Below are 20068 nucleotides of genomic sequence, written 5' to 3'. Positions count from 1 at the left end.
GAAACATTTCGGTCGGCGCTAGGAGGAGTCATGAGAACGAGGATCAAGGCGTTGGCGGTGGCCACCGCGACGGTGGTCGCGGCCGCCGTCGGCGTGGCCGTGGCCACCTCGCCGGCCTCGGCCGCGTCGCTGCAGCAGATCACGAACTTCGGTAACAACCCCACCAACCTCGGGTTCCACCTGTACGTGCCGGACCGGGTGCAGTCGCGCCCCGCGATCCTGGTCGCCGTGCACTACTGCACGGGCAGCGGGCCGGCGTTCTATTCGGGCTCGCAGTTCGCGTCGCTGGCCGACCAGTACGGCTTCATCGTCATCTACCCGTCGGCGACCCGCAGCGGCGCGTGCTTCGACGTGTCGACGCAGGGCGCCCTGTCCCGCAACAACACGAGCGACCCCGCCGGCATCAAGTCGATGGTCGACTGGACGGTGTCGCGGTACAGCGCCGACACCGGCCGCATCTTCGTCACGGGCGCCAGCTCGGGCGCGATGATGACCAACGTGCTGCTGGGCGTCTACCCGGACGTGTTCAAGGCGGGCGCGGCGTTCGCGGGTGTGCCGTTCGGCTGCTTCGCCACCACCGACGGTTCGATGTGGAACAGCCAGTGCTCCTCCGGGCAGCGCAGCATGACCGCGCAGCAGTGGGGCGACCTGGTCCGCAACGCCTACCCCGGCTACACCGGCGCGCGGCCGCGCATGCAGCTGTGGCACGGCACGCAGGACACCACCCTGCACTACAACAACTTCGGCGAAGAGATCAAGCAGTGGACGAACGTGCTCGGCGTGAGCCAGACGCCCGCGCGTACCGACTCTCCCCAGACCAACTGGACGCGCACCCGCTACGGCAACACCAGCGACCAGGCACCGGTTGAGGCGATCAGTATCGCGAACACCGGCCACAACCTGCCGATGTCCGGCCAGGCCGCGATGGCCATCCACTTCTTCGGCCTGGACAGCACGACGACGCCGACGAGCGCGCCGGTCACCACGCGGGGCCCGGTCACCTCCGCCCCGGTCACCACGCGCGGCCCGGTCACCTCCGCCCCGGTCACGTCCGCCCCGGTCACGACGGGCGGCCCGGTCACGAGCGCGCCGGTCACCACGGGCGGGACAGCCTCCTGCAAGGTCACCTACACGGTGAACGCGTGGAACACGGGCCTGACGGCCGCCGTCACGGTCAGCAGCGCCACGGCCGTCAACGGCTGGAGGCTGGCGTTCACGCTGCCCAGCGGGCAGACCGTCACGCAGGCGTGGAACGCGACCATCTCGCCGACGTCCGGCGCGGTGACCGCGACGAACGTCAGCTACAACGCGTCCATCCCGGCCAACGGCTCGCAGAGCTTCGGCTTCAACGCGAACCACACGGGCAACAGCGGCAAGCCGACCTCGGCGACGCTGAACGGCACGGCCTGCACGGTGGCGTAACGGGAACCTCCGGCCCGCTCGCGCAGGGATGCCGCGAGCGGGCCGGATCCCGTGTCAGGCGAACGGACGTTCGAAACGTGCGGTAGGCTCCTACGCATGGCGCACCTGGCCTACCAGCCCTCGATGCTCGACGATCTCGGCCTCGACAACGCCGGTGCGGGCGGCGACGCGGCGGGCGTCGCACCGCTCGCCGGTCAGGTGCGCCGGCACCCGCTGACCCGGGGCGCGTGGGTCGACCACCTGCCCGGCTGGGTCCACCACTCCGACGCCGTCCTGGATGCCCTGCTCACCGAGGTCGACTGGCGCGCCGAGCGCCGCCAGATGTACGACAACGAGGTCGACGTCCCCCGCCTGCTGCGGTGGTTCGGGCCGGACGAGCCGCTGCCGCATCCGACGCTCACCGCCGCGCGCGACGCGCTCAACGCCCACTACGGGGCCGAGCTCGGCGAGCACTTCGTCACCGCCGGCATGTGCCTCTACCGCGACGGCCGCGACAGCGTCGCCTGGCACGGCGACACGATCGGCCGTGGGTCATATGCCGACACCATGGTCGCGATCGTGTCCTTCGGGTCGCCGCGCGCGCTGCTGCTGCGTCCGCGCGCCGGCACGGCCGACGGCGCCGCGACGCTGCGGTTCGCCCTCGGCCACGGCGACCTGATCGTCATGGGCGGGTCCTGCCAGCGCACCTGGGAGCACGCCGTGCCCAAGACCGCCAAGCCGGTCGGCCCGCGGGTCAGCGTGCAGTTCCGGCCCGTCAACGTGGCGTGACGCCCAGCGCGGCGGCCATCGTGTCGAACAGGTCGGTCTGGTCGGTGACGCCCAGCACCCGGAAGGCATCCGGGCCCTGGGCGGCGACGCGCACCTGCGTACCCGTGTGGTCCTGCGACTGCCCGGGCAGCGTCGTCGCGTAGCTCACCACCATCGGCGCCCCCTCGGCGGTGCGCAGCGTGAGGATGGCCCCGGGGCTGTGGTGGTCGTCGGTCTGCGGGTACTCGACGATCTGGCTGGTGTGGGCATGGTCGGCGGTGACGATGACGAGCGTGTCGGGATGGCGCCCGGCGTAGTCCAGGGCGACCTTGACCGCCCGGTCGAACTCGACGGTCTCGCCGATCTGCCCGCACGGGTTGGCGGCGTGATCCTGCTTGTCGATCGAGGCGCCCTCCACCTGCAGGAAGAACCCCTTCTTCGCCGAGGGCGCGTCGAGCAGCGCGATCGCCTTCGCCGTCAGGTCGGACAGCTGCGGCTGCCCGGCGGCGCGGGAGGCGTTGGGGGTGCAGGCGACCGGCGAGGTGTTCGCCGGGTAGGGCGCGGCGCGCGGGCCGGTCCACGCCAGGTCCAGGTTGCCGGTGGCGAACAGGCCGAGCAGCTTGCCGCCGGACCGGGCGCCGGCGAGGCCGGCCGCGTCGGTGACCAGGGTGTACCCGGCGGCGGTCGCCTCCTCGGACACCGGCCGCCCGGCGAACGGGCCGGCCTGCACGAGCTGGTTGAAGCGCTGTCCGCCGCCGCCGAGCAGGACGTCGACGCGGTTGGCGATGAGCTGCTCCGCGATGGAGCCGGCGCCGCCCCTGGTCCGGTCCTGGCCGGGGCAGGCCGCCATGTCCGCCGGCCCCTGGCAGCTCCGGTCGGCCACGTGGGCGCCGATGGCCGCCGGGGTGGCGTCGGTCAGTTCGGCGGTCGTCACGTTGCCGGTGCGGTACCCGGCTCTGGCGGCCAGTTCGAGGATCGTGGGCTGTGCCCGGCCGTCCGGGGTGACGCTGATGGCCCCGTTGTAGGTCTTGTGGCCGGTGGCCCAGCCGGTCGCGGACGCGGCCGAGTCGGTCACGTAGACGGGCCGCCCGTCGCGGTCCACCGCGTACGTCGTGTACGACCCGGTGAGCGGCAGCGAGTCCATCGCGAGCCGGCCCGCCGCGCCGACCGCGTAGTTGCGCGCGATGGTGATCTCCGAATCGCCCATGCCGTCGCCGACCAGCAGGATCACGCTGCGGGCGGGCCCGTCGAGCACCGCCTCCCGGGCGGCGTCGCCGTTGTGCGGCGCCGGGCGGTTGACCAGCAGGAGCGCCGCGGCCGCCGCCAGCGGCACCGCCGCGAGCATCACGGTCAGCCGGCGGCGCGGAATCGAGATCGGCATATGGGAAGCATCCCGCGATCAGGCGGGGAACCGTACCCCCCCCCGCGCCTGACGGCCGCCTCCAAGCGGCAAAGTCGCAACTTAGCCGGCTACGTCATACCGCCGAACCCGGCAAAGTTGCGACTTTGCGGGGTGGGCGGCGGGTGGGGTGATCAACGTCGCGGCGGGTCGGGTACTTGATCACGGTAGGGTCGACGGGTGAGTGCGGAGGTGGTGGCGACCCGGGCGACGGTTGGCGATCGCGCGCGGGTCGTGGAGACGGTGGTGGCGGCGTTCGCGGAGGATCCGGCGTTCCGGTTCTTCTTTCCCGACGATGACACCTATGCCGAGCAGGCGGCCGTGTTCGCCCGGTACCTGTTCGACAAGCGGGTCGGGCTCGGCACGGTGTGGATTGTGGACGGTGGGGCGTCGGTGGCCATGTGGCAGCCGTCGACGGCCGACGCCCGCGGGCCGGCGCTTGACCTGCCCGAGGGCGCGCTGGAACGCATCGGGGCCGCCGATGTCGAGGTCACCAGGCTGCTGCCGGCGACGCCGTACTTCTATCTGGGCATTCTCGCCACGCACCCGGACGCCGCCGGACGGCGGCTGGGGCGCGCGGTGATGGCGGCCGGCCTGGCCGCGGCCGCCGAGGCCGGGGTGCCCGCCTACCTGGAGACGACCACGCCGGTCAACGTCGGCATCTACGAGCGGTCCGGCTGGCGGGTGACCGGGACGGCGCAGGCCGGGCCGCTGCCGATCTGGGTGCTGAGTCACCCGGGCGGCACCTGAAAACCGCTCGCGCCACCCATTTTCGGGGCCCTAACCTCCATTCCGACCAAGGGCATCGTGGTCAGCGGCGCGCCGGCATCGCCGGTCCGCGTTCCGCGCATCGGCGGTGCCCGGCTATTGGAAACGGCCTGCAAAGCCGGGGTTCGAATCCCTCTTTCAGTGACGGTCCCGTCCGATCCGTGTCCCTTGTGGACGCCGCCCCGGCGGCCCTGCGGGCTCGTGACCACGGTCGCGGACGCCCCCGCCGACCGGGTGCGGGTGATCGGGCGGGACCGTCCACGAGGGCACGAGGAGGTGCACGTCATGGCGGTTATTCGGGTACTCGACTGGCAGCGCGCGCTGCTGTTCACGGACGGGCGGCTGGTGCGCGTCCTGGAGCCCGGCCGACACCGGTACAGCCGGGTGGACGACAAGGTCGAGACGGTCGACATGCGTCGGCGGATCACGGTCGTCAACGGGCAGGAACTGCTCACCGCCGACGGGCTGTCGCTGCGACTGTCCGCGCACCTGGGCTGGCGGGTCGCCGACCCGGCCGCGTTCGTCACCGTGGCCGCCGCCCCCGAGCAGGAGCTGTACGTCGGGGCGCAGCTCGCGCTGCGCGACCTGGTCGCGGCCGCGACGCTCGACGAGCTGGTCACCGACCGCTCCCGGCTGGTCCTCGACCCGGCGACGGTCGCCGCGCACGTTGACGGCCTCGGCATCGAGTTGATCTCGGCGGCCGTGCGCGACGTCATGCTCCCCGGCGAGCTGCGCCGGGCCGCCGTGGAGACCGTGCTCGCCCGCGAGAAGGGCCGGGCCGAGCTGGAGCGGGCCCGGGCCGAGGCGGCGTCCCTGCGCACGCTGGCCAACGCCGCGAAGCTGCTCGAGGAGCACCCGGCCCTGCTGCGGCTGCGCACCATCCAGGCGGCGTCCGCGCCCGGCACGACCGTCGTGCTCACGCCGGAGCCGGGTCAGATCGCCATCACCCCCTGATCGTCGACTCAACGAAACGGGCCACCGACGTGGCCCGTTTCGCGTTGAAGAGTGTTCATGTGCGCCTCGCGGCCGATGGGTGGCCTGTTGTCCCACCCGGTGGAAACATGAGATCCAATGTCGGACCGAGAGACGGTGGGTGAAATGCGACGTTCACGCTGGGCGCTGGCCGCGCTGGCAGCGATGACCCTGACAGTCACCATGGCCGCACCGGCGGCCGGGGCCGGGCAACCGAGGACGATTCCGATCCAGCTGCTCGCGATCAACGACCTGCACGGCAACCTTGAACCGCCGCAGGGCTCCTCCGGCAACGTCACCACGCTCGACGCCACGGGTGCACCCGTGAGCGTGCCGGCCGGCGGCGCGGCGTACCTCGCCACCCACCTGGCCCAGGCCAGTGCGACCAATCCGAACTCGCTCACCATCGCGGCCGGCGACCTCATCGGCGGCTCGCCGCTGCTGTCCGCCGCGTTCCACGACGAGCCCACGATCCTCGCGCTCAAGGCGATGGGCCTCGACGACAGCTCCGTCGGCAACCACGAGTTCGACGAGGGCAGCGCGGAGCTCAAGCGCATCAACTACGGCGGCTGCCACCCGACCGAGGGCTGCTACGACACCACCCCGTACCCCGGCGGTCGGTTCTACCTCGCGGCCAACGTGCTGGAGACCAAGACCCACCTGCCGGTGCTGCCACCCGTGTCGATCCGCAAGGTCGGCGGGGCCACGATCGGCTTCATCGGCATGACCCTGGAGGACACCCCGTCGGTGGTGACCGCCGCGGGCGTGGCCGGCCTCAAGTTCCTCGACGAGGTCAGGACCGCCAACGGGTACGCGAAGCTGCTGCGCCTCGCCGGCGTCGAGGCGATCGTCGTGCTCGTGCACGAGGGCGGCACGCCCGCCAGCCAGGTCTACAACTACAACTGCGACGCGAACGGCCCGGGCTCCGGCCTCACCGGCCCGATCGTCGACATCGCGAAGGGCCTCGACCCGTCGATCGACCTGGTCGTCTCGGCGCACACCCACCAGTCGTACGTGTGCACCATCCCCGACCCGGCCGGCAACCCGCGGCTCGTGACCCAGGCGTCGTCGTTCGGCAAGCTCTACACCGACATCGACGCGACCTACGACAAGCGCACCCGCGACTTCGTCCGCTCGTCCATCACCGCGAAGAACATGATCGTCACCCGGGACGTGACCCCCGACCCGGCGGTCGCCGCGATCGTCGCGAAGTACCAGGGGCTCATCGGGCCGATCGCGAACAAGCCCGTCGGGTACATCGCCGGCAACATCCTGGGTCGGGGCGGCAGCACGCCCGAGCGGCCGCTCGGCGATGTGATCGCCGACGCGCAGCTCGCCGCCACCTCGTCGGCGTCGACCGGTGGGGCGCAGATCGCGCTCATGAACACCGGCGGCATCCGGGCGGACCTCGTGTACGCGCAGTCCGGCGCCGAGGGCGACGGCGTGGTCACCTACGGGGAGGCGTTCGCCGTCCAGCCGTTCAACAACAACCTGGTGACGCTCGACTACACGGGCGCACAGCTGCTCACCGTGCTGCAGCAGCAGTTCACCGGGATCAACGCGGCGTCGCCGCGCTACCTGCAGATCTCGGCGAACCTGCACTGGACGGCCGACCTGAGCAGGACCGGCGCCGACCGCGTGGTCGCCGACTCGGTGACCATCAACGGAGCGCCGCTCGACCTCGCGGCGACATACCGGGTCACGGTGAACAACTTCCTCGCCGGCGGCGGCGACGGCTACCTGGAACTGGCCAACGGCCAGAACCCCCTGGTAGGCCAGCTCGACATCGACGCCTTCACCACCTACCTGACGGCGAACTCAACGCCCACCTCCCCCCTCCCGGTGCCCCCGCTGAACCGCATCAGTTTCCTGTAGCGGTTATTGGCCTTGCGTGCGGAACCCGAGCGTGGAATTCCGCACGCAAGGCCAATTTCGTTGGAAGGACCCCACGTCGCGGTGACAGGATGCGCGGCGTGGGGGAGCGGCAGCGCGTCACGCGCGCGGACGTAGCAGGCCTGGTCGGGGACGTGTGCGGGCGCGGGGTCGCCGACCTCGAGCGGCTGTCCGGTGGGTCGAAGAAGGGCGTCTACCGGGTCCGGCTCGACGACGGGGACACCGTCGTGCTCTATGTGTGGGCGGACGACGAGAACTACTGGCCCGCGATGCCGCCGGGCGAACCGGCCACCCCGCTCGGCGACGCGTCGGGGCTCGACCAGTTCGAGGCGGCGACGGCCGAGCTGCGCGCCGTCGGCGCGCGTACTCCCGAGGTGTTGTTCTCCCAGCGCGCGCACGGTGAGCTGGGCGCGGACGTCGCCCTGGTGGCGGACCTACCCGGCGGCACGCTGGAGCGGCTGATCGATCGTGACCCCGGGGCGGCCGCGAAGGCGCTGGCGGAACTCGGGGAGATGCTGACCGCGATGGCCAAGCGGCGCAATCCGCGCCTGGGCAAGGTGATCGACCCCACCGACGCGCGCGACGCGGTCGACGTCGTGCGGGACCGCGCGCTGCGGCACCTGGCGGCCGCCGCGAACCGGGTGCCCGCGCTGGCCGCCGCGCGGGAGCGGATCGAGCAACACCTGCTCTCGCTGGCGGCAGGGCTGGCGCCGCGCACCGACTACGGGCTGATCCACGGCGAGCTGGGCCCCGACCACGTGCTGATCGACCGCGCCGGGCGGCCCGTCCTCGTCGACATCGAGGGCCTGCTGTTCTTCGACGTGGAGTGGGAGCACGCGTTCACGCGGATGCGTTTCGGCGACGCCTACCCACCCCTGCGGGTGTCGGGCCTGGACGGGGACCGGCTGCGGTTCTACACGTTCGCGCAGTCGTTGTCGCTGGTCGAGGGGCCGCTCCGGCTCGCCGGCGGGGACTTCCCCGATCGCGAATTCATGATCAGTATCGCGACTCACCACACGGAGCAGGTCCTTCGGGCCATTATGTGAGTGACGGTCAGATTCTCCGCGAATGGTTTGGTGGCAGGCGCCGGCGGGTAAGGCGCAGCGGACATCACCAGCAGGGGGCGGGCGATGACGGAGCTGGACACCCTCCTCGACGAGGTGTTCGTCGGGCAGGAACGGCTGACCCGGGACGAGCTGCAGCGGCACGCGCTGGCCAGCGGCGTCGGCTCGGAGACGGCCATGGCGATCGACGGCCTGCCCGAGGGGGAGTACACGTTCGACGAGGTGCAGGCGGCGATCTCCCAGGCGCGCGGGCTGCCGGCCGCGACCGACGGGGGCATCCCGGCCGTGCAGCTCGACGACCTGACCCTGCGGCGCGAGCTCGGCAACCTGCACCGCACCCGGCACGACACGTTCCTGCACGGGTCGGATCAGGCGCTGCGCAAGCACACCGAGCGCACCGACGAGATGGAAGCGGAGTACCTGCGGCGCCAGCCGGAGCGGGAGATCGACGACGAACGTCTCCGCTCGGGCGCCCGGGCCCGCGCCGGCCAGCTGGCCTGACCAGCGCCGGTCGCCGGCGAAGATCGGGAGGCGGGCCCCACCCCAACGTGGGGCTCCGCGGTAGCGGGTCCTCCGTCGCCTGGCCCGCTACCGCGCCCCGATCCCGGTGTAGCCGAACCCGGGGTGGGTAAGACACCGGCATGCCGGAACCTCTCGACGAAGGGCTCCTGGAGACGCTGGTGCGTACGGCGTCCGTGCTCAAGCAGACCGACATCCCGTTCGCGCTCATGGGCGGCTTCGCCGTGTACGCCCACGGCGGCACGTCCAGCGACCACGACGTCGACTTCGCGCTCCGCGAGCAGGACGTGCCCCGCGCCGTGGACGCGTTGACCGCCAGCGGGTTCCGGGCCGAGGAACCGCCCGAGGACTGGCTCACCAAGGTGTTCGACGGCGACCGCATGGTCGACCTGATCTACCGCCCCGTGGAGCGGCCCGTCACCGCCGAGACGCTCGCCGACGCCGTCGACCGGCCGGTCGCCGCGCTGCACCTGCCCGTGCTCTCCGCGACACAGCTCATGGTGCACAAGCTGCTGGCGTTCTCCCAGCACCACTGCGACTTCTCGCGCGCCCTGCCGATGGCCCGGTCGTTGCGCGAGCAGATCGACTGGCCGCGGGTGCGGGAGGAGACGGCGGCGTCGCCGTACGCGGCGTCGTTCCTCGTGCTCCTGAGGCTTCTCAACGTCGTCACCACCGAGGAGGTCGGCGATGCAACTGGATGAGTACGGCGAGGCGCGCGTGCAGCGGCTGCTCGCCGAGCACGACGGGGTGACCGAGCAGGGCATCACCGTCATCCGCAGGGAGGGCGCCGTCGTGCTGTGTGGCATGGTCGAGTCCACCGCGCGCCGCGACGACATCGTGTCCCTCGTGTCGCGGGAGTTCCCCGAGGTGACCGTGGTGTGCGACATCCAGATCGCGCCGGCGCGGCCGCCTATCGAGGCCGAGGAGCTTTCATGAGTACGCCCATCCGCGTGGCCGCCGTCGGCGATGTGCACCTGGACCGGGACGTGGTCGGCCGCTACCGGCCCGCGCTGGCCGACCTGGGCGAGCGCGCCGACGTGCTGCTGCTGGCCGGCGACCTGACCCGGCACGGAACGGTCGCCGAGGCGCACTGCGTGGCCGAGGAGTTCGGCGGGCTGCCGGTGCCCGTGGTCGCCGTGCTCGGCAACCACGACCACCACAGCGACCAGGCGCCCGAACTCATCGAGACCCTGCGCGGTGCTGGCATCACGGTGCTGGAGGGGGACACGTTCGAGCTGGACACGCCCGGCGGGCGCCTGGGCGTGGCCGGGGTCAAGGGGTTCGGCGGCGGGTTCGCCGGGCGGTGCGCCAGCGCGTTCGGCGAGCCCGAGATGAAGGCGTTCATCCGCACCACGAGCGACTCCGCCGACCGGCTCGCGGCCGCGCTCGCGAAGCTCGACTGCGACCTGCGGGTGGCGCTCACGCACTACGCGCCCGTACCGGACACGCTCGTCGGCGAGCCGTTGGAGATCTACCCGTTCCTCGGGTCGTACCTGCTGGCCGAGGCGGTCGACTCGGTGCCGGCGGACCTGGCCGTGCACGGGCACGCGCACGCCGGCACCGAACGCGGCCGTACGCCCGGCGGGGTCCGGGTGCGTAACGTGGCGCATCCCGTCATCCGCCAGGCGTACAGCATCTTTGAACTCAGTCGTTCGGCGGCGCCCCGCTGATCGTGCCGAGGGCCGAGTTCGGGTCCAGCGCCGCGGCCAGGTCGCCGATGGAGACCACGCCGCACGCGTTCCCGCTCTCGTCCGTGACGAGCAGGCGGCGGACCGCCTCCTCGCGCATCAGCGCGGCGGCCTTCGTCGCGGGCGCGCTCCTCGGGATGCCGATCATGCCGCTGCTGGCCACCTGCGCCACCGGCGTGGTCGCCGGGTCCAGCCCTTCGGCCACGGCCCGGACGGCGATGTCCCGGTCGGTGACGACGCCGGCGATCCGGCCGTCGTCGGTGATCAACACGTCGCCGATCTTCTGGTCGCGCATGGCGCGCGCGATCTCGATGAGCGGCGTGTCGGCGGGCTTGCTCACGGGGTCGACGGTCATCAGGTCACCTACGGTCTGGGTCATGGCCGTACCTCCTCGTTTATCCGTATCTCCGGGTTGTTCCCGTCGAGTAGGGCGTTAAACGCCCGGCCTGAGTGGGTATGGCCGGAGCATGGAACGCGGAAATACGAAGCACGGACCCCACCTGGACGACGGCATGGCCCGCGAGATGCGCGACGCGACCTCCCGCGCCCGCGACTGGGACGCCCCGGAGCCGGCCGGCGATGACCAGCCGACCCCGCGGCTGCTGCCCTACGGCGAGATGACCGGTCCGTTGGCGCCCAGCCCGGCGGAGATCGCCGAACGCAGCGAGTTCGGCAAGTGGATCCCCAGGTCGGTGCTGCCCGCCGACCGCGACGCGTTGGCCGAGGTCGTCCGGTCGGCGGGTGCGCCGGACCGCGTCGTCGATCAGATCGACTCGTTGCCGCCGGACCTGACCTTCGAGACCGTGGTCCAGATCTGGGGCGCGCTCGGCCACGCCACCGAGGCGCGGGCCGGCTGACCCTGGGCCGCGTCCGGCGGCTCGGCGAGCTGGTACTCGATGACCTCGTTGCCGTGCCGCAACGTGAGGCGATGATTATCAAAGTGCAACTGCGGCCGGCTGGTGAGCAGGTCGGAGTACCACTGCTCCTGGGCCATGTGCGCGCTGCTGCAGTAGATGTAGCTGGTCGACAGGACAGGGATCACGAGGCGGTCGCCCTCGATGTACCCGTCGCCGAAGAGGTCGTTGCAGCCGGCGCCGGCGCCCACGTCGCCGGCGTTGGTCCGGCCCTCGGTCGCCGGCCCGAAGCTGAGCGTCAGCACCGTTCCCTGGACGACCTGCCGGCTCGACACCGAGACCGCGTTCCATGCGGAGACGCCCGGCCAGTGGCCGGGTTGGGTGCCTGGCGTGGTCGCGGCACCTGCCGACCGCGCGGGCGACGACGAGGCGCGCGCAGGCTGACCTTCGGGCGGAGTCGGAACGGACCGCAGGTACCGGATGACCTCCCGGCCGTGGCGCAGCGTGAGGTGGCGCTCGTCCCAGGTGAGGATGGGCCGGTCGGTGAGCAGTGCGGAATACCACCGCTCCTGGGCCATGCGGGCCTCACTGCAGAAGATGTAGGTGGAGGACAGGACGGGGATGATCAGCCGGCGGTTGACCATCCGTCCGGTGCCGAACAGCACATTGCAGCCGGCGCCGGCGCCGACGTCGCCCCAGTTGGGCCGGTGGGCGCCCTCTGAGGGCCCGAAGCTGAGCGTCAGGCGGGTGCCCGGAAGTACGCGCCGGGTCGACACCGAGACGGCGCGCCACGCCGTGTCGGCCAACCAGATGTCCGGCGGGTCGGTGCGCGTCGTCGAGTGAACAGAGTGAATGGTTTTCGTGGAATCAGCTGTTGGCGTGTCGCACCTCGTGGCCGTCGGAGCGGCGAGGACCAAGACCGCCGTCATCGCTATTACGGATTTGAGCACGAAATTACTATAAATCCGCTTTCACAGCTTTTTCAGTTATCTTTAGCCCCCTGACCAGCGGATATTCACCGTCGACGAGAGTGGATCTCGGTAAAGCGGACAACGACGTCGCGTTGGCGCAGCCACAGTCGGTCCGCGCCGAAACGGATGGTCGGGCGGCTGGTCAGCAGATTGATGAACCACCGTTCCTGGTCCATGCGGGGGCGCCCGCACCACATCCGGGTGGCGCCCAGGTTGCCGACCGCCAGGCGGCCGCCGGAGATCCTGCCGGCGCCGAAGAAACGGTTGCAGCCGGCGGTGCCGCCAAGGTTTCCCGCGTCAGGGTTGGCGCGGTCGACCTCACCGAAGGCAAGCCGGATCGGCGTGCGCGCCAGTGGCCGGTATCCGATCACCGAGGCCACCTGGAAGGTCCGCCCGGCGGGCCAGAGGTTCAGCGCCCGCTCCGCCCTGGCCGCCGTGGGCCCGGTCTGTGCGGCCGCCGGCACAGCGGTGGCCAGCGTCGCGGTCACCGCCATGGCGGTGACCAGAATTCGCCGTATTTGTCGCATAGCGCACTATACCGACGCGAACCCGGTCACGTGAGCAGCAGGTCGTCCAGGTCGGGCCGGAGGACGACGCTCTCCTGCTCGTTGGGATCGGTGCGGGCGACCAGGGCGTACGCCGGGTCGGTGGCACTGTGGTTGATCGGCGCGTGCGGCACGCCCGGCGGGATGTACATGAAGTCGCCCGCGCTCACCGACGACGTGTGCTCCAACGCCTCGCCCCAGCGCACGTCCACGTCCCCGGCCAGCACGTAGATCGCCGACTCGTGCCCGGCGTGGACGTGCGCCCGGGCCCGCCCGCCCGGCGGCACGACCAGCCGGTGCAGGCACAGCCCGATCGCGCCGACCGTCTCGGCGGACACCCCGACGAACATCGTGAGGCCCTGCCGGCCCGCGTACTCAGCACCGGCGCGCACGACCCGGACGTCGCCCGACATATCCTGATTCTATCCGCCGGCCATCGCCCCGAGGATGATGTAGACCTCCTGGCCGGCGGCCACGCGCTCGGGCAGCGGCGCGTCCGGCGACTCGTTGGACAGGTCCTCCTCGCAGGCGTAGAAGCGCACGAACGCCCGACGCCTGCCGGTCTGCCGGTCGCGGATCGTGCCCAGCAGGGCCGGGTACTCCGCCTCCAGCGCGTCGAGCACCGCGCGCTGCGTGGGTGTCCCGGCCACCTCGACGCCCACCTCGCCCGAGACCTTGGCGAGCGTCTTGAGGTGGGCCGGGAGAACCACGCGGATCATGGCAGCACCTGCACCTCGACCGAGAGCACGGCCGGCAGGTCGCGCACGATCGGCGCCCAGGTGTCGCCGTTGTCGGCCGAGTGGTAGACCTGCCCGCCCGTGGTGCCGAAGTAGACGCCGCACGGGTCGAGGGAGTCGACGGCCATCGCGTCGCGCAGCACGTTGACGTAGCAGTGCTCCTGCGGCAGGCCCTTGGTCAGCGGCTCCCACTCCCCGCCGCCGGTGCGGCTGCGGTAGACGCGCAGCTTGGCGTCCATCGGGATGTGCTCGGAGTCGCTCTTGATCGGCACGACGTAGACGGTGTCGGGGTCGTGGGCGTGCACCGCGATGGGGAAGCCGAAGTCCGTCGGCAGGTTGCCGCTGATCTCGCGCCACTGGCCGCCCGCGTCGTCGGTGCGCATGACGTCCCAGTGCTTCTGCATGTAGAGCGTGTCGGGCCGGGCCGGGTGCTGCGCGATGCGGTGCACGCAGTGGCCGACCTCGGAGTCCTCGTCGGGGATCTCGCCCGAGCGCAGGCCCTTGTTGATCGGGGTCCAGCTGACGCCGGCGTCGTCGCTGCGGAACGCGCCCGCCGCCGAGATCGCCACGTAGATGCGGTCGGAGTTGGCCGCGTCCAGGATGATCGTGTGCAGGCACAGGCCGCCGGCGCCCGGCTGCCAGGTCGGCCCGGTCGGGTGCTGGCGCAGGCCGGTCAGCTCGGTCCACTTCTGGCCCGCGTCGGTGGTGACATACAGGGCCGCGTCCTCGCCGCCCGCGTACACCGTGTCGGGGTCGTCCCGGGAGGGCTCCAGGTGCCAGATGCGCTTGAACTCCCACGGGCGCGGGGTTCCGTCGTACCAGAGGTGGTCGCCGACGTCGCCGGTGTAGGCGAAGTCGTTGCCCACGGTGTTCCAGGTCTTGCCGCCGTCGTCCGAGCGCTGCATCACCTGCCCGAACCAGCCGCCCGACTGGGACGCCCAGATGCGGTCGGGGTCGGCCGGCGACCCCGCGACGTGGTAGATCTCCCAGCCGCCGAAGTGTGGACCGTCGACGGTCCAGTTGTCGCGCCTGCCGTCCGAGGTCAGGACAAACGCGCCCTTGCGTGTACCCACGAGAACTCGTACTCCACTCATCCGGCCATCCTCGTCCTCGGGTACGACAACCGCACGGCAACGCGACCAAATTACGCGGAAAGCACCGGTAGCTGCCGTTCCGCGAAGGATGCCGTCGCCGCGCTGACCTGCTCGGGGGTCGGCGCCGGGGTGCCCGCGAGCGGGTACGGCCGACCCAGCGCGGCCCACTTGGGCACGCCGAGCCGGTGGTACGGCAGGACCTCCACGCGTTGCACGACCGGCCCGAGCCCGGCCACGAAGTCGGCCAGCCCGGCGACGTTGGCCGGGTCGTCGGAGAGCCCAGGGACCAGCACGAACCGGATCCACATGGCCTTGCCGAGATCGGCCAGCCGCCGCGCGAAGGCCAGCGTCGGGGCGACCTCCTTGCCGGTGATGAGCCGGTACGTGTCCGGGTCGTACGACTTGATGTCCAGCAACACGAGGTCGGTGCCGGCGAGCAGGTCGGCGTCGGCCCGCACCCCGAGCAGGCCGGCGGTGTCGAGCGCGGTGTGCAGCCCCAGGTCCTTGCACGAGTGGAAGAACGAGGTGACGAACAGCGACTGCAGCAGCGGCTCGCCGCCGCTGCACGTGACGCCGCCGTGTGCCACGTGCAGGAACCGCTCGTACCGGCGTACCTCCCGCATGACCTCCTCGAGCGACATCCGGTTGCCGTCGCGCATGTGCCACGTGTCCGGGTTCTGGCAGAACTGGCAGCGCAGGGGGCAGCCGGACAGGAACAGCACGAACCGCGTACCGGGGCCGTCCACCCCGGTGGAGATGTCCCACGAGTGGACCGACGCGGAGGTCGCCGGGTCCGCGGCCATCACACGCCCGCGTGGAACGTCCGCGAGATGACGTCCTCCTGCTGCTCGCGGGTGAGCCGGACGAAGTTCACCGCGTACCCGGAGACCCGCACGGTGAGCTGCGGATACTTGTCCGGGTGGTCCATCGCGTCGAGCAGCGTCTTGCGGTCCAGCACGTTGACGTTCATGTGGAACCCGCCCGCGTCCACGTACCCGTCGAGCACGCCGACCAGGTTGCCGACCTGCTCACCCCGCGTGCGGCCCAGGCCCGAGGGCGAGATCGTGGTGGTCAGCGAGATGCCGTCGCGGGCGGCGTCGTACGGCAGCTTCGCCACCGAGAGGGCGGACGCCACCACGCCGTGGTGGTCGCGGCCGTTCATCGGGTTCGCGCCCGGCGCGAACGGCTCGCCCTTCTTACGTCCGTCCGGGGTCGAGCCGGTCCCCTTGCCGTACACGACGTTCGAGGTGATGGTGAGTACGGACTGGGTGTGCTCGGCCTGCCGGTACGTCGGCTGCCGGCGCAGGCGCTGCATGAACGTGCTGACCAGCCATACCGCGATCGAGTCGGCCCGGTCGTCGTTGTTGCCGTAGGCCGGGTACTCCCCCTCGATCTCATAGTCGACGGCGAGCCCGGTCCCGTCCCGGATCACCCGCACGGTGCTGTGCTTGATCGCCGAGAGGCTGTCGACGGCCACCGACAGGCCGGCGATGCCGCACGCCATGAACCGGCGCACCGGATAGTCGTGCAGGGCCATCTCCAGGCGTTCGTACGCGTACTTGTCGTGCATGTAGTGGATGACGTTGAGCGTGTCGACATAGAGCGCCGCGAGCCAGTCCAGCGTCGTGTCCAGGGCCGCCATGACGGCGTCATAGGACAGGACGTCCCCCGCCACGGGCGGCATGGCCGGCGCCACCTGCTCGCCGGACATCTCGTCGCGGCCACCGTTTATGGCGTACAACAAAGCCTTTGCGAGGTTGACGCGCGCGCCGAAGAACTGCATGTCACGGCCCACCCGCATGCCCGACACGCAGCACGCGATCGCCGTGTCGTCGCCGAGGCTCGCCCGTAGCAGGTCGTCGGACTCGTACTGGATGGCGCTGGTGTCCAACGACACCTGGGCGCAGAAGTCCTTGAACCCCTGGGGCAGCTGCGGCGACCACAGCACGGTGAGGTTCGGTTCGGGCGCGGGCCCGAGGTTGTAGAGCGTCTGCAGGAACCGGAAGCTCGTCCGGGTCACCAGCGGGCGGCCGTCCGTGCCGACGCCGCCGATCACCTCGGTCACCCAGGTCGGGTCGCCGGAGAACAGCGCGTCGTACTCCGGGGTGCGCAGGAAGCGCACGATGCGCAGCTTGATGACGAAGTCGTCGATCAGCTCCTGCGCCTCCGACTCGGTGATCACGCCGGCCGCCAGGTCGCGCTCCAGGTACGCGTCGAGGAACGTGGACGTGCGCCCCAGCGACATGGCCGCGCCGTTCTGCTCCTTCACGGCGGCGAGGTAACCGAAGTACACCCACTGCACCGCCTCGCGGGCGGTCCTGGCCGGCCCGCTGATGTCGTACCCGTACGAGCGGGCCATCTCGGCCAGCTCGCTCAGGGCGCGCAGCTGCTCGGCCAGCTCCTCCCGGTCGCGGATCACGTCGTCGGTCGACGGGAGTTTGTCCAGGCCGAGGCGGTCCTCGCGCTTGTCGGCGATCAGGCGGTCGACGCCGTAGAGCGCGACGCGGCGGTAGTCGCCGATGATCCGGCCGCGGCCGTACGCGTCGGGCAGGCCGGTGATGACGTGCGACTTGCGCGCCGCGCGCATCTGCGACGTGTAGGCGTCGAACACCCCCTCGTTATGGGTACGCCGGTAGTGCGTGAAGATCTCCTTGACCAGCGGGTCGACCTTGTACCCGTAGGCCTCCAGGCCGTTCTCCACCATGCGCAGGCCGCCGTTGGGCATGATGGCCCGCTTGAGCGGCGCGTCGGTCTGCAGGCCGACGATGATCTCGGCGTCCTTGTCGATGTAGCCGGGCGGGAACGCGGTGATGCCGGCCGGGGTGCGCGTGTCGACGTCGTAGATGCCGCGCTTGCGCTCGGCGGGGAAGAGCCCGCTCACCGCCTCCCAGACCTTTGTCGTACGGGGCGTGGGGCCGGCGAGGAAGGACGCGTCGCCCTCGTACGGGGAGCGGTTGCGCCGCACGAAGTCGGCGACGTCGATGCTGGTCTGCCAGGGCCCGGCGACGAACTCCCGCCAGGCGTCGGTGGGCTCTCCGGTGGGCATGGCGTGGCTCCTACGTTATGTCCGGTATCTGATGATTTGATGATACCGTTCGATGGATCGCGGCCGTGGCGCTTCGGTCGAGGTCGCGGCCCCGGTCCGCCCGGGATGTGCCCCGCGCGACGCCCCTGTGACGCCTTGTCGGTTACAGCGAGGTTCACACGTGTTGCGAACGATGTTCGCGTCACGCACCCGCTGAGGCCGTCGAATGAGAGGACAGTCTTCCACTGTGGACTCGGGCCCTTAACGATTGCGAAACGCGTCCCCACCAGTCTGGCCGCCTTGAACTGGGGGTGCCATGCACGGCGAAGAAGATTCAGCCCGGCTCCACGGGCGCCACGCCCGCGCCGACGAGGCGGAGGTTGACCTGTGGCGGGCGGCCGCCGCGGCCGTCCCGGCGCCGGCGTTGACGGGCGGCCGGTTCCGCACCATTAGGGCACAGCTGGTCCGGATGGCCGTCGTGCCGCTGCTGTGCCTGCTTGTCGCGTTCGGCGTCGGCATCGCCGCCGAGCTGGACACCTACCGCACCGCGGAGGACGTCACCCACTCGGTCGCCGTGGCCCTCACCGTCCAGGACCTGATCCACGAGCTGCAGCGCGAGCGCGGCCTCACCAACGGCCTGCTCGGCGGGCAGGCGAGCTACACCGTCGACGTGGCCCAGCAGCGCAAGCGCGTCGACGCCGCGCGCGGGGCGCTCGACCGCCTGATCGCCGCGGGCGGCGTGACGGCCGGCGCCCGTACGGCGCTCGGCCAGCTCGATGGTCTCGTCGCGGTGCGCGCCGGGGTGAACGCCCGGACGGCGGCCCGCGCGGCGACCTTCACCTTCTACACCGACTCGATCAACGCCCTCGCCGACCTCGACCTGGGCGTGGACCGGGCCTCCGACGTCACCCTGCGGCGGGGCTTCGCGGCCCTGCAGGCGCTCGGCGCCGCCAAGGAGGCCGCCGCCAAGGAGCGCGGGTTCCTCAACGGCGTGTTCGCCGCCGGGAAGTTCACCCTCGACGAGTACACCCAGTTCTCGTCGATCCGGGCGGACAAGCTCTCCGCCCTGGCCACCTTCGTCCGGTACGCGACGCCCGCGCAGCGCAGCCGCAACGACGCGGCGCTGAGCTCGCCGGCCGCGTCCGAGGCCACGAAGTACGAGCAGACGGCAATCCGCGGCGCCCGGGGCGACCGGCTCGGCGTATCCCCGCCCGCCTGGTGGGCCGCGATGACCACGGTCATCGACGCGCAGCGCGAGGTGCAGCGCGCCGTCGGCGCCGACATCCAGGCGAACGCCGAGGCGCTGCGCGACGACGCCCGCACCGCGCTGTTCATCCTGATCGGCCTCGCGGCCGCCTGCATGGCCGGGGCCATCCTGCTGGTGCTCGCGAGTGCCCGGGCCATCACCCGGCCCCTCGCCGCGCTCGCGGCCGAGGCCGACGACATCGCGAGCCGGCGGTTGCCGGACGCGGTCGACCAGGTGCAGACCACACCCGACGCGGGCCATCAACCCCTCGCGGGAGTACGCCTGCCCGACAAGGCGAGCGTGGAGATCCGGTCCGTGGCGCACGCCTTCGACCGGGTGCAGGCGACCGCCTACGCCCTGGCCGGCAACCAGGCGATCCTGCGGCGCAACACGACCGAGTCGCTGGCCAACCTGGGCCGGCGCAACCAGAACCTGCTGCGCCGCCAGATCGGGTTCATCAGCCGCCTCGAGCGCGAGGAGGGCGACCCGAGCGCCCTGGCGAACCTGTTCGAGCTCGACCACCTCGCCACCCGGATGCGCCGCAACGCGGAGAGCCTGCTGGTGCTGGTGGGCGAGTCGACGCCCCGGCGCTGGAAGAGCCCCAAGCCGGTCACCGACGTGATCCGGGCGGCGCTGTCCGAGGTGGAGGACTACCGGCGGGTGTCGCTGCGGCGCCTCGACGACGCCCTCATCGGCGGCGGCTACGTCACCGACGTGGCCCACATGATCGCCGAGCTGGTCGAGAACGGGCTGGCGTTCTCGCCGCCGGACGTCGACGTGGAGATCCACGGCCGGCGCCTCGGCGGGCAGTACCTCATCGCGATCATCGACCATGGTGCCGGCATGTCCGACGAGGCGCTCGCGCAGGCCAACGCGCGGCTGAGCGGCTCGGAGCACTTCCTGGTCGCGCCGACCCGCCACCTCGGCCACTACGTGGTCGGCCGCCTCGCCGAGCGGCTGGGCGCGCACGTGCAGATCAGCCAGTCCCCGGTCACGGGCGTCACCGCCCGCATCATGCTGCCGGCCACGGTGCTCGCGGCGCCCGGCGAACTCGAGGAACCCGCGGCGCCCGCGCTCGGCACGGCGGGCCCGCCCGGCGCGCCCGCACCGGCGCTCGGCCCGGG

General features: G+C 71.5%; 21 protein-coding genes. 12 read left to right on the top strand and 9 right to left on the bottom strand.

The window, feature by feature from the left end; genetic code table 11:
* Nucleotides 1–30: 30 nt before the first annotated feature.
* Together ABD211_RS27125 and ABD211_RS27120 are read left to right on the top strand one after the other, a co-directional pair.
* Nucleotides 31–1422 (top strand): extracellular catalytic domain type 1 short-chain-length polyhydroxyalkanoate depolymerase, encoded by a 1392-nt coding sequence (locus tag ABD211_RS27125; protein WP_344137894.1) that lies wholly within the window; start codon nucleotides 31–33, stop codon nucleotides 1420–1422.
* A 96-nt stretch (nucleotides 1423–1518) separates the two neighbouring features.
* A complete protein-coding gene (locus tag ABD211_RS27120) occupies nucleotides 1519–2190 on the top strand; it encodes an alpha-ketoglutarate-dependent dioxygenase AlkB (RefSeq protein WP_344137891.1) in 672 nt (223 codons plus the stop codon).
* On the opposite strand, the gene phoA is transcribed toward ABD211_RS27120, so the two are convergent.
* A complete protein-coding gene (gene phoA / locus ABD211_RS27115) occupies nucleotides 2177–3550 on the bottom strand; it encodes an alkaline phosphatase (protein ID WP_344137888.1) in 1374 nt (457 codons plus the stop codon). The two genes, ABD211_RS27120 and phoA, sit on opposite strands and share 14 nt — an antisense overlap.
* Before the next feature lie 198 nt (nucleotides 3551–3748).
* On the opposite strand from phoA, the gene ABD211_RS27110 reads away from it, so the two are divergent.
* From ABD211_RS27110 to ABD211_RS27075, 8 genes are all read left to right on the top strand, one after another.
* Nucleotides 3749–4318, top strand: coding sequence for a GNAT family N-acetyltransferase (locus tag ABD211_RS27110; protein ID WP_344137885.1), 570 nt, complete (start codon nucleotides 3749–3751; stop codon nucleotides 4316–4318).
* A 219-nt stretch (nucleotides 4319–4537) separates the two neighbouring features.
* Nucleotides 4538–5290 (top strand): slipin family protein, encoded by a 753-nt coding sequence (locus tag ABD211_RS27105; RefSeq protein ID WP_344137882.1) that lies wholly within the window; start codon nucleotides 4538–4540, stop codon nucleotides 5288–5290.
* A gap of 144 nt (nucleotides 5291–5434) precedes the next feature.
* A complete protein-coding gene (locus tag ABD211_RS27100) occupies nucleotides 5435–7183 on the top strand; it encodes a bifunctional metallophosphatase/5'-nucleotidase (protein WP_344137879.1) in 1749 nt (582 codons plus the stop codon).
* Between the two features lie 98 nt (nucleotides 7184–7281).
* Nucleotides 7282–8247 carry a phosphotransferase gene (locus tag ABD211_RS27095; RefSeq protein ID WP_344137876.1) on the top strand — a complete coding sequence of 322 codons (966 nt, stop codon included), beginning with the start codon at nucleotides 7282–7284 and terminating at the stop codon, nucleotides 8245–8247.
* Between the two features lie 84 nt (nucleotides 8248–8331).
* A complete protein-coding gene (locus tag ABD211_RS27090; RefSeq protein ID WP_344137873.1) occupies nucleotides 8332–8766 on the top strand; it encodes a DUF6158 family protein in 435 nt (144 codons plus the stop codon).
* 140 nt (nucleotides 8767–8906) lie between these two features.
* Nucleotides 8907–9485 (top strand): nucleotidyltransferase family protein, encoded by a 579-nt coding sequence (locus tag ABD211_RS27085; RefSeq protein ID WP_344137870.1) that lies wholly within the window; start codon nucleotides 8907–8909, stop codon nucleotides 9483–9485.
* The gene (locus tag ABD211_RS27080; protein ID WP_344137868.1) at nucleotides 9472–9720 is read left to right on the top strand and encodes a hypothetical protein; all 249 of its coding nucleotides are present in this window, start codon (nucleotides 9472–9474) and stop codon (nucleotides 9718–9720) included. The genes ABD211_RS27085 and ABD211_RS27080 overlap by 14 nt, the downstream gene beginning before the upstream one ends.
* A complete protein-coding gene (locus tag ABD211_RS27075) occupies nucleotides 9717–10454 on the top strand; it encodes a metallophosphoesterase family protein (protein ID WP_344137866.1) in 738 nt (245 codons plus the stop codon). Before ABD211_RS27080 ends, ABD211_RS27075 begins: the two co-directional genes overlap by 4 nt.
* On the opposite strand, the gene ABD211_RS27070 is transcribed toward ABD211_RS27075, so the two are convergent.
* Nucleotides 10429–10851, bottom strand: a complete 423-nt coding sequence (locus tag ABD211_RS27070) for a CBS domain-containing protein (RefSeq protein ID WP_344137862.1) — start codon at nucleotides 10849–10851, stop codon at nucleotides 10429–10431. The two genes, ABD211_RS27075 and ABD211_RS27070, sit on opposite strands and share 26 nt — an antisense overlap.
* Before the next feature lie 88 nt (nucleotides 10852–10939).
* Here ABD211_RS27070 and ABD211_RS27065 point away from each other — a divergent pair, with 88 nt between their 5' ends.
* Nucleotides 10940–11329, top strand: coding sequence for a DUF2795 domain-containing protein (locus tag ABD211_RS27065; RefSeq protein ID WP_344137860.1), 390 nt, complete (start codon nucleotides 10940–10942; stop codon nucleotides 11327–11329).
* Here the strand turns inward: ABD211_RS27065 and ABD211_RS27060 are convergent.
* From ABD211_RS27060 to pflB, 7 genes are all read right to left on the bottom strand, one after another.
* Nucleotides 11236–12132, bottom strand: coding sequence for an META domain-containing protein (locus ABD211_RS27060; RefSeq protein WP_344137857.1), 897 nt, complete (start codon nucleotides 12130–12132; stop codon nucleotides 11236–11238). The two genes, ABD211_RS27065 and ABD211_RS27060, sit on opposite strands and share 94 nt — an antisense overlap.
* Nucleotides 12133–12341: 209 nt before the next feature.
* Nucleotides 12342–12791: an META domain-containing protein gene (locus ABD211_RS27055; protein ID WP_344137854.1), complete on the bottom strand. Its 450-nt coding sequence runs from the start codon at nucleotides 12789–12791 to the stop codon at nucleotides 12342–12344.
* A 59-nt stretch (nucleotides 12792–12850) separates the two neighbouring features.
* A complete protein-coding gene (locus tag ABD211_RS27050) occupies nucleotides 12851–13255 on the bottom strand; it encodes a cupin domain-containing protein (protein WP_344137851.1) in 405 nt (134 codons plus the stop codon).
* Between the two features lie 9 nt (nucleotides 13256–13264).
* Complete coding sequence (locus ABD211_RS27045; protein WP_344137848.1) at nucleotides 13265–13561, bottom strand: MoaD/ThiS family protein; 297 nt, start codon at nucleotides 13559–13561, stop codon at nucleotides 13265–13267.
* Nucleotides 13558–14652 carry a WD40/YVTN/BNR-like repeat-containing protein gene (locus ABD211_RS27040; RefSeq protein WP_344137845.1) on the bottom strand — a complete coding sequence of 365 codons (1095 nt, stop codon included), beginning with the start codon at nucleotides 14650–14652 and terminating at the stop codon, nucleotides 13558–13560. Before ABD211_RS27040 ends, ABD211_RS27045 begins: the two co-directional genes overlap by 4 nt.
* A 71-nt stretch (nucleotides 14653–14723) precedes the next feature.
* Nucleotides 14724–15476, bottom strand: a complete 753-nt coding sequence (gene pflA / locus ABD211_RS27035; protein WP_344137842.1) for a pyruvate formate-lyase-activating protein — start codon at nucleotides 15474–15476, stop codon at nucleotides 14724–14726.
* Nucleotides 15476–17719, bottom strand: a complete 2244-nt coding sequence (gene pflB / locus ABD211_RS27030) for a formate C-acetyltransferase (RefSeq protein WP_344137839.1) — start codon at nucleotides 17717–17719, stop codon at nucleotides 15476–15478. The genes pflA and pflB overlap by 1 nt, the downstream gene beginning before the upstream one ends.
* 295 nt (nucleotides 17720–18014) lie before the next feature.
* On the opposite strand from pflB, the gene ABD211_RS27025 reads away from it, so the two are divergent.
* Nucleotides 18015–20068: sensor histidine kinase (locus ABD211_RS27025; RefSeq protein ID WP_344137836.1), on the top strand; the 2054-nt coding region annotated here is incomplete at its 3' end.

It is taken from the genome of Luedemannella flava (genome assembly GCF_039528515.1).
Lineage (GTDB): Bacteria > Actinomycetota > Actinomycetes > Mycobacteriales > Micromonosporaceae > Luedemannella > Luedemannella flava.
The sequence above is the reverse complement of the archived record's forward strand: the minus strand, read 5'-3'. Positions and strand labels throughout refer to the sequence as shown.

What these genes read in the sequence shown, in the direction of transcription:
- ABD211_RS27125 (WP_344137894.1), top strand. Translation starts at nt 31, where the DNA reads ATGAGAACGAGGATCAAGGCGTTGGCGGTGGCCACCGCGACGGTGGTC.
- ABD211_RS27120 (WP_344137891.1), top strand. Translation starts at nt 1,519, where the DNA reads ATGGCGCACCTGGCCTACCAGCCCTCGATGCTCGACGATCTCGGCCTC.
- phoA (WP_344137888.1), bottom strand. Translation starts at nt 3,550, where the DNA reads ATGCCGATCTCGATTCCGCGCCGCCGGCTGACCGTGATGCTCGCGGCG.
- ABD211_RS27100 (WP_344137879.1), top strand. Translation starts at nt 5,435, where the DNA reads ATGCGACGTTCACGCTGGGCGCTGGCCGCGCTGGCAGCGATGACCCTG.
- ABD211_RS27090 (WP_344137873.1), top strand. Translation starts at nt 8,332, where the DNA reads ATGACGGAGCTGGACACCCTCCTCGACGAGGTGTTCGTCGGGCAGGAA.
- ABD211_RS27085 (WP_344137870.1), top strand. Translation starts at nt 8,907, where the DNA reads ATGCCGGAACCTCTCGACGAAGGGCTCCTGGAGACGCTGGTGCGTACG.
- ABD211_RS27080 (WP_344137868.1), top strand. Translation starts at nt 9,472, where the DNA reads ATGCAACTGGATGAGTACGGCGAGGCGCGCGTGCAGCGGCTGCTCGCC.
- ABD211_RS27075 (WP_344137866.1), top strand. Translation starts at nt 9,717, where the DNA reads ATGAGTACGCCCATCCGCGTGGCCGCCGTCGGCGATGTGCACCTGGAC.
- ABD211_RS27070 (WP_344137862.1), bottom strand. Translation starts at nt 10,851, where the DNA reads ATGACCCAGACCGTAGGTGACCTGATGACCGTCGACCCCGTGAGCAAG.
- ABD211_RS27065 (WP_344137860.1), top strand. Translation starts at nt 10,940, where the DNA reads ATGGAACGCGGAAATACGAAGCACGGACCCCACCTGGACGACGGCATG.
- ABD211_RS27055 (WP_344137854.1), bottom strand. Translation starts at nt 12,791, where the DNA reads ATGGCGGTGACCGCGACGCTGGCCACCGCTGTGCCGGCGGCCGCACAG.
- ABD211_RS27050 (WP_344137851.1), bottom strand. Translation starts at nt 13,255, where the DNA reads ATGTCGGGCGACGTCCGGGTCGTGCGCGCCGGTGCTGAGTACGCGGGC.
- ABD211_RS27045 (WP_344137848.1), bottom strand. Translation starts at nt 13,561, where the DNA reads ATGATCCGCGTGGTTCTCCCGGCCCACCTCAAGACGCTCGCCAAGGTC.
- pflA (WP_344137842.1), bottom strand. Translation starts at nt 15,476, where the DNA reads ATGGCCGCGGACCCGGCGACCTCCGCGTCGGTCCACTCGTGGGACATC.
- pflB (WP_344137839.1), bottom strand. Translation starts at nt 17,719, where the DNA reads ATGCCCACCGGAGAGCCCACCGACGCCTGGCGGGAGTTCGTCGCCGGG.